Here is a 15,155-nt window from a genome sequence, read left to right as displayed (position 1 = left end):
GACTGCCCCTATGACGGGGGGCATGACTGCGTGGGCCTGACCAGGTGGAAGACCTCCCGAGCGGCGTAACGTTCGAGGCAACGGACGATTTCGCGTCGGGTCTTGCCCTCCTTGATGCGGCGTACATAGTAGTCCTGGGTGCGCGGATCGAAGCGCAGGCGAGTCTGCACGATCCCGCGCAGGGCGGCGTTGGCCTGCCGGTCGCCGCCGTGGTTGAGCCGGCGCGAGGTTCGACGGCCCGAGGAGTACTCGATGGGACTGACTCCGCACAAATCGGCGAAGGACGCCTCGGTGTTCAGCCGCTCGGGGTTGTCTCCCATGGTGATCAGGAGCGTGACGGCACTGTCCGGGCCGATCCCCACCGGCACGAGCAGCTGCGGGGCGTGGCGCTCGACGAGCCGGGTCAGGCGCTGATTCAGCTCATCGATCTGCCCGGTGAGCTGCTCGATGCGCTGGGCCAGCAGGCTCAGGGTGATGTGGGTGGCCTGGGCCACGGCGTCCTCATCGCCCCCGACGTCTTCGCCGCCGAGTGGACTGAGGCGCGCGCAGGTGCGGAACAGCTCGCGGTTGCCCAGGCTGGACAGCCGCTCCCGCAGGGCCGTGTCAGCTATGACCAGGACGGCCTTGAGCTGGTTGATCGCCTGGGTGCGGGCCTTGACCGCGGAGTCCTTGGCGAGCTTGAACATCCGGGCGCTCTGCACCGGCCCGTCGCCGGATTTGGCCCGCGCCCTGGCGCGACCGCTGAGCACGGCCCGCGCGGCAGCCTGCGCATCGAGCGGATCCGACTTCCCCAGCAGCCGGCGGGCTGTGCGGTCGGGCCGGTTCACTTCGTACACCTGGACGTGGCTGAGCGAGCAGGTAACGGGTCAGGCCCGCACCGAAGGTGCCGGTTCCCTCCACACCGGCACGGCGTACCGTCCCCAGTCTGCGAGCCCAGACGAGCAGCCGACGGTAGCCGGCCGCCGTGGCCGGAAAAGGCTCGGTGCCCAAGACCTTCCCCAGCGGGGAGACCACGGCAGCAACATGAACCTCGCCGTGCGCGTCCACGCCCAGGACGACCTCGCCCGGAACGGGAGGATCCGTGCTGGAGGAGGTGCTGCGCTGTCTGGTCGTCATGGTGGTTCCCCTCCCGCGTGGTGACGTGCTGGGTGGCTGGCACCGACCTGGACGGGCGGTCTGAACCGTGATGGCGCCTGATCCTCGGCAAGACCCCTATTGGGACACGCCCGGTGGCTCGGTGACAGCAGGCACCATCCCGCAACGACAGTCGACAAGCCCGTGACCGGACACTCCGGTCATAGATCTCATGAGTCAGACCTCGTCCGGGACGGCACTGCGCAACCGTCCCATCGATCCCGGTACAACGGCATGACCCGACCACAGCCGGATGGCTTCGTCCGAACCGGCGCTCAACCCGGTCTGGACGGGCTGCCAGTGAGTTGACTTCTCGTCCACCCGTGACCGGCATTGACGGACAGCCTCGTGGCCCGCCTTACCGGCAGTCCGTCGTCGACCATGGCACGAACGGGCTGGAACCCTCTTTCGTACGCGGCCGGCCACAGTGGTCGCCCTGCGGGAGCGGCGAGCGGGCTTCAGTGTGAACCGCTCTGGGATCGGTGGAGCCTCCACCGCTCCCGGAGCACTTCACCCAGTACCCGCTTCGTGTCTACACCCTGCGCAGCTCTCCGCCTACGAGAAGATCTGTGCCAAGCACAGTCCCGGTTTGGCCAAGCAACGGATCACCACGCACGGCGTCTGGACGGTGCTCGCGGCGCCCGGAAGCAAGACTCCTTGGCTGTATGCCCTCGTTTCCTACAGGGACGCCGACGACGTACAGGCGCGGCTGGAGGCGTACCTGTCGAGTCCTGAATTCCGCGCGGACGTGGAGGGCTTCGACATCAGCCAGATCGTCGGCCTCGACGACACCCTGCTGACGCCCACCGCGGACTCACCCTTGCGCTGACGGTCGACCTGCGACGAGTGACGCGGCCAGAAGGACCGGCATCCGGCGGCTCTGGTGCTCGGCGACGGCGATGCGCTCTTCGGGAAGGACGCGTCCCCCCCATTCGCCGGAGGCCACCTCGGCGGCTTGGCGCACCTCGGCCACGCCGCTCGCCGGACGGCAACGGGCATGAGCGAGATCGGCGAGTTCGGGGCTGGACGTCGGGTCCGTCCACCGTGCCGCAGCCGATCGGCAGGCGTTCACCGCCGCCAGGGCGGTCTCGATGCGGTCCACGGCGCGGCGGTCGGTGATCAGACATCCGATGGGGTTAAGCAGTCAAGCTGCGGCAGCGAGGATGGACTCGGGGCGGGTGGGGACGACTCGAGGTTCTGATCCCGAGCGGGGGCAAGGGGTTGGATCGGTGGTCAGGAGGGGACGGAACCGGCGGTTGCGGCCCCCGGCGCGGGCGCGGTGCCGGGGGGCCGCCGACGACACGGGTCCGTGAGGTCTGCACAACAACCTGGACAGGACGCGCCGCCAGCCGGGCGCGCACCTCGCCGACCAGGTGTGCGCCCAGCAGGGCGAGCACCACGCGGGCCACGAGCTCGGCCTCCTGCGGAGTCTCGTACTCACCGCCTTCCTTCACATGGTCGAGGAACGCTTCGCGACGCACGGTCATGCCGGCCGTCACCCCTTCCTCGGTTCGCCGGGGCGCGGAGGACGGGCGAGGGGGAGATCAGATACCCGTCCTCCGCCGCTGTCCAGCCCTCATTGGGTCCGGTTCAGCCGGAGATCTCCGTGCGGCCGGTCCCGACGCCGATGGCGATCTTGCGGGGCTTGGCGCGCTCGGCGATCGGGATGCGCAGGGTGAGTACGCCTGCGTCGTAGTCGGCCTGGATGTGCTCGGTGTCCAGCGTGTCGGCGAGCACCAGCTGGCGGGAGAAGACGCCCAGCGGCCGTTCCGACAGTTCCATCTGCACGTCGTCGGCCTTGGCCACCGGCCGACGCTCGGCCTTGACGGTCAGCATGTTCCGCTCGACGTCGATGTCGATCGCGTCCGCGCTGACGCCGGGGATGTCGAAGGCCACCACGTACCGGTCGCCCTCGCGGTAGGCGTCCATCGGCATCGGGGACGGCCTGGACCAGGTGCCGGGGCCCATCAGCTGCTGGGCCAGCCGGTCCAGCTCACGGAAGGGGTCGGTGCGCATCAACATCGGAAAACACCTCCAGGAAGTTCGGGCAGTTGCTGCCAATGCGCCTCACTGAAACCGTTGTAACATGTCATCCAATGGATGACAAACAGAGTGTCGTCCAAAGGATGACTACCTGAGGGAGGTGCCCATGACCCCAGCCGACCGGTCGGCATCGTCCAGCGCCGACGCACACAGCCCGGCGTCGTTCCTCGCCGCCGCGGCAGCCCTTCACGCCATAGACGACGCCCTGCATGCCGCCCGGCGCAAGGATCCCGGTGCTGCCGAGACTCACGATGTTGGCCCGGAGCAGGCCCTGGCCTCGCTTCTGCTGCTGCGGCAGGTACGCCAGCAGCTCGCCGGATGGGAAACCGGCCTGATCGAGACCGCCCGGGACGCGGGAGCCAGCTGGGCCGACCTCGCCCACCCCCTCGGCGTCGCCAGCCGCCAGGCCGCCGAACGCCGCTATCTGCGGGGTCGGCCCGGCCCGGCCGGAACCACCGGCGAACAACGCGTCCAGGCCACCCGCGAACGCCGCGCCGCCGAACGCACCACCGCCACCTGGGCCCGCCGCAACGCCGCCGACCTGCGCCGCATCGCCGGCCAGATCACCGCCCTCACCGACCTACCCACCACGGCCAGCCTTCCGCTCAGCCAGCTGCACGCGGCCCTTGCCCACGACGACCCCGCCGAGCTCATCCGTCCCCTCAACGCCGCCCGCCCCCACCTGACCACCACCCACCCCGGCCTTGCCGCCCAACTCGACACCCTCACGAACTCCGCCACGGCCACAAGCGCCGCCCCCGACTGACCGACACACAGCTCCAACGCACGAAGACGGACCTCACGCCGCAACTGGCTCCGGCAAGCCGGCAGAGGCCCGCCACTCTTCGAAATCAATGGAAGTCATCCGCGGGTGATCCTTCGGTCGCCATCACCGCAGGTTCACCTCGCGGGCCCGGAGGCGCGTTCCCTGGGGAGTGCGGGGCTGGGGTCGCTGACAACGACGCGCACCGCATCGGCAGTGGCGCCAAGACTGAGGGTGCAGTGGCCACCGCCATGGCGCAGGGCGTTGGCGGCGAGCCCGGAGACCACAAGAGCGAGTGTTTCCGCGGTCTCGGGGACCGGAGCCGGACCCAGACCTCCAATGAAGGCCCGGGCGGCATCACGGGCACGAGCGACGTCGGAGGTGCCGGGCCCTCGACAACGACAGGAGCCCCGCGTGCGTGCACGTCACCTCCATGTCGATCATGCGCCACCACCCCGCCTGGATCGGTTGGGCCGTCCGGCCCAACGTGTGCCCGCCGAGCTGGGAGGCAACCCGGGGCATCACTCTTTCGCGTATGTTCATGGCAGAACTCCACCCACCATCCATAAAGAAAACCTGTCATGGCAGAAGTAGACATTGGTGCGTCACGGGGTTACTGTCTTGTCGTACCCAGGAAGTCGAAGTGGGCACGGCAGACACGAACTGCCGTGCAAGCAGGTCAAGTAGGACGCGGCCCGCAGCGGCCGTGAGCAGCACCCGCGGTATCCCAGCAGTACAGCCGAGAACCAACGGTAAGGAGTAGAACGCCATCAGGATCGCCCGGGCGAGAAGGAGTCCGCCCGGGTACCGCAGGCCCCGGATTGGAAGGTGGTCCCCGGTCACGCATTCGCGATCCCCGCAGCTCCGCCCTCCCAGGCGGTACCTGCGGACAAAGAAGGCCGGCGCAGTTCGCCGGTAGATGGTGTTGCAAGCTCGGGGCCCGAGCGCCAGTACGGCGCCCGGGCCCCCCGACGCGTCCCCCGGAAGAAGAGGTCTATGCCCCCTGCCAGTCACCGTCCCGCCGACAACCTCGACGACGACGACTACCCCGCCTACACCATGGGCCGGGCCGCCGAGATGCTCGGTACCACCCCCGCCTTCCTCCGCGCCCTCGGCGAACACCGCCTGATCACCCCCTTGCGCTCCGAAGGCGGCCACCGCCGCTACTCCCGCTACCAGCTGCGCATCGCCGCCCGCGCCCGCGAACTCGTCGACCAGGGCACCCCCATCGAGGCCGCCTGCCGCATCGTCATCCTTGAAGACCAGCTCGAAGAAGCCCAGCGCATCAACGAGCAACTGCGCACACAAAGCCGCGAGTCGCAGCGGAAGACCTCGGCCTGATCAGGGCACCGGACGCGGACACGAGCCGAACACCGACCGCCGCCAGACAGGGCCGCCCTCAGCGGTCGGTGGGCTGGCCGCGTGTGGCCATACTGCCGGTCACGGTACTCACGGTGGCAGCTGCGGTGCTGGTAGGGATGCTTGCCTGAACCCGGTTGCCCGGTGGGCAGAGCAGAGCCTGCGGCGGCGGTCAGGGAAACCAGCTGGTTCCCCGGCGCCAGCCTCAACTACGCCCACCACGCGCTACGCAACCTGCACCCGGACGCTCCCGCGATCACCGCGCTGGACGAGAACGGCTCCGGCTACGAGATCACGGGCCGACAGCTGCGCGCCCGGGTCGCCTCCGTCGCGGCCACCCTGCGCGACCTGGGGGTGGGGATGGGCGACCGGGTGGTCGGTTACCTGCCGAACACCCCGCACGCCGTCATCGCCTTCCTCACCACCGCCAGCCTGGGCGCAGTGTGGTCGGTATGCGGCCAGGACTACGCGCCCCAGGCCGCCGCCGACCGCTTCGCCCAGCTCGAACCCACGGTGCTCATCACGGCGGACGGCTACCTCTTCAACGGCACCCGACACGACCGCCGCGCCGCCTCCGGCGAACTGGCCGGCGCCCTGACCACGCTGAAGGCCACGGTGCTCGTCGACCACCTGGGTCTCGGCCGGCCCGAGACCCGGCACACGGGCCTGACGGTTCCCTGGCACGATGCCGCCACCCGTACCGAGTGCCTCACCATCACCCCGGTGCCGTTCGACCACCCTCTATGGATCGTCTTCTCCTCCGGCACCACCGGCCTGCCGAAGGGCATCGTCCACGGGCACGGCGGCGTCCTGCTCGAACACCTCAAGATCCTCGGCCTGCACTGCGACCTGGGCGTCGGGGACCGCCTGCTGTGGTACACCACCACCCACTGGATGATGTGGAACCTGGTCGTCTCCACCCTGCTGACCGGCGCCACCACCTGGCCTTGAGCTGGTCGACCGCCTGCGTGTGTGTGACAGGCTCGCCCCGGAATTCTCCCACGCCTTTCCGCAGCCGCCCGGTTGTCAGCTTCCGGCCCGTTCGGACCCACCGCGGCAAAGGGCCGGGGACTATGCTGGTGAGCGGACGCCCAGGACCCCGGTGGACGCGCGGCCTGCTGACCACGATGCCAAGGGAGCGGATTCTCGTCCGGACCCGTCGCATCTTCGAGGAGATCCCTGTCGGGCACCGAGCCTCGGAGCGCGGAGCGCGGAGCGCGGAACCCCGACCTGGTGACTCACTCACGTCCTCGTACGCACCGACCTCGGTCGCACCCCGCCGGGTACGAAGCCCGGCGCCTCGCGGGCGATGCCCGGTAGCGGTCCCGAGAACACCTGAACGGCTGGAACAGAGGTGTCATGCCTTATTCTGCGGCTGTCCATCCGCCGGCAGGGCTTGCGTCCGCTCGCGCCGCCCTCGTCCGCTCCAGCGGGCGGGGGCGCCATGATCACCCCTCCGGCCCGCGGTCAGCCGTGGAGCGGAGGAGGCTGCGAGGAGCCCGCCGGTCCGTCGCGGAGTCCCGCGCTGCGGCGTTCGGCGAAGATGCTCGCGAGCCGAGCCCGGAAGTCCGTCCAGGACGTCTCGCCGTCGCCGTACGGCAGCCCGGATTCTCCGTGGTGATCGCGGATACCGCGGCCCTGGAGGGCTGCGGCTTCGGATCTTCCTCGGGGTGGCGGCACCGGCGGCTCCCCTACGCGGCCCCATCCCCCTGTGTCGTAGGCGATGACGACTTCGGGTGGCCGGGATTCGACGGAGCGCTCCCGCCCGCCGTCGGCCGGATCACCGGCGCCGGCTTCGCCGGGCTCCTGGTTCACCCGCACGAGCGGCACCGGGAGGTGGCCCGACGGTTGCAGGAACCGCTCCTCTCCGAGCGCCAGGCATCACTCGGTGTCGCCTTGACGGACCGGGCCGACGAGCCGATCGTGGCCTCCCTCCGCTCCTGGCGCAGGAAGGACGTCGGAAACGTCCGCAGGCCGGCCGACGGTGCCGTGTTCCTGGCGCTGGTTCCCCCCTTGATCCGGTGGTCACCGTGATCCCCGGCAGCCGGTCGTCCCGGATCCAGGCTCTCGTGGCCGAGCAGGCGGCCCTACGCGGCGCCCGGGTCGGCCTCCTCGACGTGTGTACGGCGGCGGTGGCGGCGCTGCCGGTCGGCGGGGCCGGGGTGTCCGCGATGTCCCGCGACCGGGGGAGTCATCCGCTGTGCAGCACCGACTCCGTCAGTCAGCAGCTGGAAGAACTCCAGCTCACACTGGGCGAGGGACCGTGCGTGGATGCCTTTGTCCTCGGCTCCTCGGTCCTCTGCCCCGACTTGTTGGCCGGTGAACTCCAGCGGCATTGGACGGTGTTCGCCGACGCGGCCCTGGAAGCCGGAGCCAGGGCGGTCTTCGCCTTCCCCCTGCAGATCGGTGCCATCAGCCCCGGCGTACTCGACCTGTACTCCAGCAGCTCGGTCGAGCTGGACGCGGACGAGGTGGCCGACGCGATGGCCTTCGCCGACACTGCCACGTTGCTTCTGCTCGACGCCGGGATCAGCGAGACGGGTGTCCCGTCCGGCACCGGCGCGTCCGGCACCGACGTGGCCGGCACGGACCGGCCGGACGCCGCGCCCTTCGATGACCTGGGCGGTTACCGGGCCGAGATCGACCAGGCCACCGGCATCCTCATGGTCCAGCTCGGCGTCAGCGTCGAGGAAGCGTTCATCCGGCTGCGCGCCCACGCGTACGCCCGGGGGACACGGATCTCGGTGGTCGCCGCCGACGTGGTCGCCCACCGGCTCCGCTTCCCCCCGGAGACGACACCGTCCGACGTGAGACCGCCGGATGCGCGTCCCTCCGACACGCAACCGCCGGATGCGCGACCGCCCGACGAGGAGCCCTGATGCTCACGCCCCACAAACAGAGGTGTGCACGATGAAGGAACAGCTGATGGCCCGGACGTTCGTCGAGCTGGCGGACAGTCTCGTCGCCGACTTCGACCTCATGGACTTCCTGCGTCTGCTCACCGACCGCTGCGTCGATCTGCTCGACGCAAGTGCGGCGGGCGTCCTGCTCGCCGACCGCGACGGAGTGCTGCGCGTCATGGCCGCCTCCGACGAACGGGTGCGCCTCCTCGAACTCTTCCAGCTCCAGAACCACGAAGGCCCCTGCCTGGACTGCTTCCATACCGGGCTCACCGTCTCCGTTCCCGACCTGCGCGACGAAACCGCGCGCTGGCCCCTGTTCACCGCCCAGGCCCAGCGCATCGGCTTCAGCGCCGTCCAGACGCTGCCCATGCGCCTGCGCGACGACGTCGTCGGCGCCCTCAACCTCTTCCACACCACCCCGGCCCCCATCAGCCCCGCCGCCACCCCCTTCGCACAGGCCCTCGCCGACGTCGCCACCATCAGCCTGCTGCAACAACGCACCACCGAGCGCAGCACCCTCCTCAACGAACAGCTGCAGACCGCCCTCAACAGCCGCGTCCTGATCGAACAGGCCAAGGGAAAGCTCGCCGAACGCCGCCACACGGACATGGAGCGGGCCTTCACGACGCTGCGCGCCTACGCCCGCGCCCACAACCGCCGCCTGGCGGACGTCGCCCGCGCCTTCATCGACGAAACCGAGCACCTCCCCGGTCTCAGTTCCGGAAGTTCCTGATCAGCCTCCTGCGAGAAGGGTTCGTCATGCCGCTCGGCCCCACTACCGAGACCTCCCTCGACACTCCGGACACCCCCGACCCCCTCGACGAGGAGGAGCTGAGCGCTCTGGACGCCCATTGGCGGGCGGCGAACTACCTGGCCGTCGGGCAGATCTACCTCATGTCCAACCCTCTGCTGACCGAGCCGCTGGCGCCTGAGCACGTCAAGCCGCGACTGTTGGGGCACTGGGGCACCTCACCGGGCCTGAACCTGGTCCACACCCACCTCAACAGGGTCGTCAAGGCGAGGAACCTGGACGCGATCTGTCTCTGGGGGCCCGGTCACGGCGGGCCAGCCGTGGTGGCGAACTCCTGGCTGGAGGGCAGCTACACCGAGACGTACCCGGACATCACGCGGGACGCGGCCGGCATGACCCGCCTCTTCCGGCAGTTCTCCTTCCCGGGCGGCATCCCCAGTCACGTCGCACCCGAGACCCCCGGATCGATCCACGAGGGCGGCGAGCTGGGTTACTCCCTCTCGCACGCCTACGGGGCCGCCTTCGACAATCCGGGGCTCCTGGTGGCATGCGTGATCGGCGACGGTGAGGCCGAGACGGGCCCACTGGCCGCCTCCTGGCACTCGAACAAGTTCCTCGACCCGGTACGGGACGGTGCCGTCCTGCCGATCCTGCACCTCAACGGCTACAAGATCGCCAACCCGACGGTCCTGGCCCGGATACCGGAGCCCGAACTCGACTCCCTGCTCAGGGGATACGGCCACGAGCCCCTCCACGTGACCGGGGACGACCCCCGCGCCGTCCACCAGGCGATGGCCCACGCCATGGACGAGGCCCTGGACCGTATCGCCGCCTTCCAGCACGCCGCCCGCGCCGGTTCCGTCATCACCGAACGCCCGCGCTGGCCGGTGATCGTGCTGCGCACGCCCAAGGGCTGGACCGGACCCGCCGAGGTCGACGGCCTCCCGGTGGAGGGCACCTGGCGAGCGCACCAGGTGCCGCTGCCGGCCGTACGCGAGAACCCGGACCATCTGCGGCAGTTGGAGCGATGGCTCCGCTCGTACCGGCCCGATGAACTCTTCGACGAGCATGGACGCCCCCGGGAACAGGTCCTCGCCTGTGTCCCCAACGGCGCACACCGCCTGGGCGCCAGCCCGCACACCAACGGCGGCCTGCTGCTGCACGACCTGCCCGTGCCGCCCCTGGAGCGGTTCGCCGTCCCGGTCGACAAGCCCGGCACGACAGCGCATGAGCCGACCCGCATCCTCGGCGACCTGCTGGCGCAGGTGATGGCCGACACCAGCGAGCGGCGCGACTTCCGGCTGGTCGGGCCGGACGAGACGGCCTCCAACCGCCTGCAGGCCGTCTACGAGGCGAGCGGTAAGGCGTGGGAAGCCCAGGTGCTGCCCACGGATGAGCACCTGGAGCGCGGTGGCCGGGTGGTGGAGATCCTGTCCGAACACACCTGTCAGGGCTGGCTGGAGGGCTATCTCCTCACCGGCCGGCATGGCCTGTTCTCCTGTTACGAGGCTTTCGTCCACATCGTCGACTCCATGGCGAATCAGCACATCAAGTGGCTGCGCGTCGCCCGCCGGCTCCCGTGGCGCCGCCCGATCGCCTCCCTCAACTACCTGCTGACCTCGCACGTGTGGCGCCAGGACAGCAACGGCTTCTCGCATCAGGACCCCGGTTTCGTCGACCACGTACTGAACAAGTCGCCGGAGGTCGTGCGGGTCTACTATCCGCCGGACGCCAACACCCTGCTGTGCGTGGCGGATCACGTGCTGCGCAGCCGCGACTACGTCAACGTCGTCGTCGCGGGCAAGCAGCCCTGCTTCGACTGGCTCGACGTCGACGCCGCCCGCGCGCACTGCGCCCGCGGCGCCGGCATCTGGGCCTGGGCCGGCACCGAGTCCGAGCCCGGCGAGCCCGACGTCGTGCTCGCCTGCGCGGGCGACGTACCCACCCTCGAAGTGCTCGCCGCGGCCTCGCTGCTCCGTCACCACCTTCCCGAACTCGAGGTACGAGTGGTCAACGTCGTCGACATCGCCCGACTGCTGCCCGCGGAGGAACACCCGCACGGCATGCCCGACAGCGAGTACGACGCGCTGTTCACCCCCGACAAACCCGTCGTCTTCGCCTACCACGGCTATCCGTGGCTCATCCACCGGCTCGCCTACCGCCGCGCCAACCACCCGCACCTGCACGTACGCGGCTACAAGGAGGAGGGCACCACCACGACCCCGTTCGACATGGTCGTACGCAACGACCTCGACCGGTACCGGCTGGTCATGGACGTCATCGACCGGGTGCCCGGTCTCGCGGTCCGCGCGGCGGCGCTGCGGCAGCGAATGGCCGACGTCCGCTACCGCCATCACGACTGGATCCGCGCCCATGGGGCGGACCTGCCCGAGGTCGCCGAATGGACCTGGAGTCAGTGACCACGGAGTCGGTGACCACCCGTGCGGCAGAGCTGCGGGTGGGGGACGCCTCCGCCGAGGACGCGGAGGCCGTGCTGGCCGCGCTCGCGAGCAGTCCCGACGGCCTGTCGGGGGGCGAGACGGGTGAGGCGGCCGAGCGGCTCGCGGCCGTCGGGGCGAACGCCGTACGCACGCACCACGTCCGCGTCCTGGCGGTCCTCGGGCGGCAGCTGCGCAGCGCCCTGCTGATCCTGCTGGCGGCGACGGCCGGGGTCTCGTACTTCTTCGGCGAGCGGACCGGCGCGGTCATCATCGCGGGGATTCTGGTGCTGAGCGTGGCGCTGGGATTCGTCAACGAGTACCGGGCGGAGAAAGCGGCGCAGGCCCTGCACTCGCGGGTGCGGCACACGGCCGTCGTGGTCCGGGGCGGCGCGGCCACCGAGGTCGACGTGACCGAGCTGGTGCCGGGCGATGTCGTACGTCTGACCCTGGGGCAGGTGGTGCCCGCGGACCTGCGCCTGCTGGAATGCACCGCGTTCGCCTGCGACGAGAGCGTCCTCACCGGGGAGTCCGCCCCCGCCGACAAGGACCCTGAACCGGTCGCCGCGGGGGCGGCCCTGGCCGAGCTGACCTCCTGCGCGCTGATGGGGACCGTGGTGCACGGGGGCAGCGCCACCGCAGTGGTCGTAGCCACCGGAGGCCGTGCCGAGTTCGGGCGGATCGCGCTGGGGCTGGGAGAACGGCAGCCGGAGACCGACTTCCAGGCGGGGCTGCGCCGCTTCTCCATGCTCCTCCTCAAAGTCGCCACCGCCCTCACCACCGGGATCTTCGTCATCAACCTCCTGCTCCACCGCCCTCTGCTCGACGCCCTGCTCTTCTCGCTGGCCATCGCGGTGGGCATCACCCCGCAGCTGCTGCCCGCCGTGGTGAGCACGAGCCTGGCCACCGGCTCACGGCAGCTGGCGCGGCGCAAGGTCCTCGTGAAACGGCTGGTGTGCATCGAGGACCTGGGCGACATGGACGTCCTGGTCACCGACAAGACCGGCACGCTCACCGAGGGCCGCATCCGTTTCGAGGCGGCCCTCGACCCGGCCGGCACACCCTCCGACACGGTGCTGAAGCTGGGCCTGCTGGCCACCGAGGGCGGCCTCGACCAGGTGGGCGGGAACGCGCTGGACGTCGCGCTGTGGCAGGCCACGGACACACCCCCGGCCGGATACCACCGGCTCGCGCTGCTGCCCTTCGACCACGACCGGCAGCTGGGCTCCGCCCTCGTCGAGCGTCCGGACGGCAGCCGCCTGCTCGTCGCCAAGGGCGCGCCCGAGGCGGTCCTGGCCCGCTGCTGTGACGTACCGGAAGCGGCCGCGGCAGTGCTCCAAGAGCACTTCGCGGCGGGCAGCCGGGTGGTCGCCGTGGCCACCCAGGACGCGGACGGGCAGACGTCCCTCACCGCCGCCGACGAGCACCGGCTGCGTCTGGCCGGCTTTCTGGTCTTCCTCGACCCGCCCAAGACCGGTGCCGCCGCCTCACTGCGCCGCCTCGCCGACCTCGGCATCACCGTCAAGATCTGTACGGGCGACAACGCGCTCGTCGCCCAGAAGGTCTGCGCCAACCTCGGCCTGCCGCCCGGCCGCGCCCTCACCGGCCAGGACATCGGGGAGCTGAACGACGACCAGCTGACGAGGGCGGCCGAGACCACCACCGTCTTCGCCCGCGTCTCGCCCCAGGACAAGGCCCGAGTCGTACGGGCGCTGCGGCGCCGGGGCCGGGACATCGGGTTCCTGGGCGACGGCGTGAACGACGCGCTGGCCCTGCACGCCGCCGACGTGGGGCTGTCCGTGGACACCGCGACCGACGTGGCCAAGGACGCGGCCGACGTCCTGCTCCTGGAGAAGGACCTCGGGGTTCTCGCCGACGGGGTCACCGAGGGCCGCCGGATCTTCGCCAACACCATCAAGTACGTCCTGATGGGCACCTCCAGCAACTTCGGCAACATGTTCAGCGCAGCCGGAGCCTCCCTGGTGCTGCCGTTCCTGCCGATGCTGCCCTCGCAGATCCTGCTCAACAACCTCCTTTACGACGCAGGGCAGTTGACCATCCCCACCGACCACGTCGACCCGGAGCAGCTGCGCGCGCCCTCGCACTGGGACATCGCCTTCATCCGTCGCTTCATGCTCTTCTTCGGGCCCGTCAGCTCCCTCTTCGACTTCCTCACCTTCGCGGTCATGCTCGAGATCTTTCACGCGGGCGCCGAGCTGTTCCGCTCCGGTTGGTTCGTGGAGTCCCTCGCCACGCAGGCGCTGGTCGTCTTCGCCATCCGCACGCGCCGGGTGCCGTTCTACCGCAGCCGACCCAGCCGCCCCCTGCTGGTCAGCGCCATAGGAGTCGTCGCCGTCGGTGTCGCGCTGCCGATGTCCCCGCTCGCGGGACCGCTTGGTTTCCGGTCCCTGCCGCTCGGACTCGTCCTCGCGCTGGCCCTGATGGTCGTGCTCTACCTGGTACTGATCGAGGGCGCCAAGCATGTCTTCTACACCCGGGCCGACGCGCGGGCCGCGCTTCCACCGGTCCGCCACCGCACCCTCCGGCATCGCATCCAACGGCGGGCCGGCCGCTTCAGCCACCCCGGACCGCTGCGACCCCGGTGACACGCTGTCACCGGGGCCAGCAGCTGCACCACCTTGCACCGAGACGATCACGTCACCCCGGGCGGCCGGGAACGGTCAACCGCTCAGGGATTCCTCGGCGTCCCGGCGCGTCGGCCAGTTGTCCCGCCGCTCCCGAGCCACCTCCGCACGGCTGCCGGCCCGCTCTCCGGGCAGGGAGACCGACGGTGTGAGGGCCGGTGTGGGGGTGGCGGGCTCGGGGATCACGGCACTGGTGGAGAGCGCGGGGCGCCTGGCGGTCCGGTGCACGAGCCGTCCGGCGGACTCGCCGTCGGTTTCCTCCTCGACCAGGGAGCCGTCGCGGTACAGCCGAGTACGGGCCATGTCGCGCACCCCAACGGCACCGGCGGAACATCAGCGGACACCACTGCCGGGCATCCACCCCGACGGGCGGCACCGCCTCGATCGCCTTGAAGTAGGCGCCGCCCGGCAAAGACAGCCCTACGGGCGCCCGGACCTCCAGAGGTCATTCCTCGGGCTCGTGGCGTTCCTCGTCGGTCCGAGGGTCCTCCGCGGGGAGCGGGTGTGCCTGATGGGTGCCGGTGTCGATGAGGATCTGTGCGGCATGGGTGACGTTGTCGGCCCGGACGGCCCTGGCCATCGCGGCACGGGCGGCGTCGGGTGTCGCGTGCGGCGGGATCACGAGAAGGGAGAAGTGGTCCTGGTCGCCCCGAGTGATCAGGACGGTGTCATCACCGACCGGGAAGGAGTCGATATGGACGAGCTGGTCGTCGATGACCAGGCGCGTGGGAAGTTCATCCCATGCGGTGGCGTCCAGACCGACGCGCGTGAGGGGGCCGAGGTGCCCGGTCAGCACGTGGATGAGGTCGGGCAACTCCGCGCCGATGTCGCGGGAACGCGGCCACCACGCGCCATCGAGGTTGCCTTCCCGGGATTGTGTCGTCTCCAGCCGCAGAAGAACTGTCCCGGGTTTCGCGGCCCGATGGATCGCGTCCGGCAGGAGCCCGGGGGCACGGGGGATGTCGGATTCGGTCATGGTGTGTCCGCCTGTCTGCGGGATTCGGTGTCGCCGCCGAACACGGGACCTCGTCCTGTCACCGTAAATCGCGCGTCCGCCGCACCGGCTGCGCGCGCCGACGGTTCCGACTCGTTGCCTGTCGGTGAAATGCCTGCTCACGC

The 15,155-nt window shown here is 70.3% G+C and carries 12 protein-coding genes and 3 pseudogenes; 9 read left to right on the top strand and 6 right to left on the bottom strand.

Annotation, left to right across the window (positions count from 1 at the left end; translation table 11 throughout):
* Positions 1-8: 8 nt before the first annotated feature.
* Positions 9-1,116, bottom strand: a pseudogene (locus tag ACWGKT_RS30665) (IS110 family transposase).
* Positions 1,117-1,723: 607 nt separating this feature from the next.
* Between ACWGKT_RS30665 and ACWGKT_RS30660 the strand changes: the two are divergent.
* Entirely contained in the window at positions 1,724-1,963 is a 240-nt protein-coding gene (locus tag ACWGKT_RS30660; protein ID WP_453276240.1) for an NIPSNAP family protein, read from the top strand.
* On the opposite strand, the gene ACWGKT_RS30655 is transcribed toward ACWGKT_RS30660, so the two are convergent.
* From ACWGKT_RS30655 to ACWGKT_RS30645, 3 genes and pseudogenes are all read right to left on the bottom strand, one after another.
* Positions 1,949-2,236 (bottom strand): hypothetical protein, encoded by a 288-nt coding sequence (locus tag ACWGKT_RS30655; RefSeq protein ID WP_453276239.1) that lies wholly within the window; start codon positions 2,234-2,236, stop codon positions 1,949-1,951. The genes ACWGKT_RS30660 and ACWGKT_RS30655 overlap by 15 nt on opposite strands.
* 235 nt (positions 2,237-2,471) lie before the next feature.
* A pseudogene (locus ACWGKT_RS30650) lies at positions 2,472-2,621 on the bottom strand (DUF2267 domain-containing protein); the annotation flags it as partial.
* Positions 2,622-2,724: 103 nt separating this feature from the next.
* On the bottom strand, positions 2,725-3,156 hold the full coding sequence (locus ACWGKT_RS30645; RefSeq protein WP_453276238.1) for an Hsp20/alpha crystallin family protein: 432 nt from the start codon (positions 3,154-3,156) through the stop codon (positions 2,725-2,727).
* 127 nt (positions 3,157-3,283) lie between these two features.
* Here ACWGKT_RS30645 and ACWGKT_RS30640 point away from each other — a divergent pair, with 127 nt between their 5' ends.
* From ACWGKT_RS30640 to mgtA, 8 genes and pseudogenes are all read left to right on the top strand, one after another.
* Positions 3,284-3,943 (top strand): type III effector protein, encoded by a 660-nt coding sequence (locus tag ACWGKT_RS30640; protein WP_453276237.1) that lies wholly within the window; start codon positions 3,284-3,286, stop codon positions 3,941-3,943.
* Between the two features lie 993 nt (positions 3,944-4,936).
* Positions 4,937-5,281 carry a MerR family transcriptional regulator gene (locus tag ACWGKT_RS30635; RefSeq protein WP_453276236.1) on the top strand — a complete coding sequence of 115 codons (345 nt, stop codon included), beginning with the start codon at positions 4,937-4,939 and terminating at the stop codon, positions 5,279-5,281.
* A gap of 204 nt (positions 5,282-5,485) precedes the next feature.
* Positions 5,486-6,241: pseudogene (locus tag ACWGKT_RS30630) on the top strand (AMP-binding protein); the annotation flags it as partial.
* Between the two features lie 672 nt (positions 6,242-6,913).
* A complete protein-coding gene (locus ACWGKT_RS30625; RefSeq protein WP_453276235.1) occupies positions 6,914-7,333 on the top strand; it encodes a hypothetical protein in 420 nt (139 codons plus the stop codon).
* On the top strand, positions 7,321-8,178 hold the full coding sequence (locus ACWGKT_RS30620) for a GAF and ANTAR domain-containing protein (RefSeq protein ID WP_453276234.1): 858 nt from the start codon (positions 7,321-7,323) through the stop codon (positions 8,176-8,178). The genes ACWGKT_RS30625 and ACWGKT_RS30620 overlap by 13 nt, the downstream gene beginning before the upstream one ends.
* A gap of 31 nt (positions 8,179-8,209) precedes the next feature.
* Complete coding sequence (locus ACWGKT_RS30615) at positions 8,210-8,935, top strand: GAF and ANTAR domain-containing protein (protein WP_453276233.1); 726 nt, start codon at positions 8,210-8,212, stop codon at positions 8,933-8,935.
* 26 nt (positions 8,936-8,961) lie between these two features.
* Positions 8,962-11,373, top strand: a complete 2,412-nt coding sequence (locus ACWGKT_RS30610) for a phosphoketolase family protein (protein WP_453276232.1) — start codon at positions 8,962-8,964, stop codon at positions 11,371-11,373.
* On the top strand, positions 11,355-13,997 hold the full coding sequence (mgtA, locus tag ACWGKT_RS30605; protein ID WP_453276231.1) for a magnesium-translocating P-type ATPase: 2,643 nt from the start codon (positions 11,355-11,357) through the stop codon (positions 13,995-13,997). The genes ACWGKT_RS30610 and mgtA overlap by 19 nt, the downstream gene beginning before the upstream one ends.
* Positions 13,998-14,072: 75 nt before the next feature.
* Here the strand turns inward: mgtA and ACWGKT_RS30600 are convergent, their stop codons facing one another.
* Both ACWGKT_RS30600 and ACWGKT_RS30595 read right to left on the bottom strand, forming a co-directional pair.
* The gene (locus ACWGKT_RS30600; protein WP_453276230.1) at positions 14,073-14,339 is read right to left on the bottom strand and encodes a hypothetical protein; all 267 of its coding nucleotides are present in this window, start codon (positions 14,337-14,339) and stop codon (positions 14,073-14,075) included.
* Positions 14,340-14,481: 142 nt separating this feature from the next.
* Complete coding sequence (locus ACWGKT_RS30595; protein ID WP_453276229.1) at positions 14,482-15,012, bottom strand: DUF5994 family protein; 531 nt, start codon at positions 15,010-15,012, stop codon at positions 14,482-14,484.
* Positions 15,013-15,155 lie beyond the last annotated feature (143 nt).

Source organism: Streptomyces sp. NPDC054794, from assembly GCF_053611585.1.
Note: the sequence above shows the minus strand (reverse complement) of the source record. Positions and strands in the feature narration are given on the sequence as shown.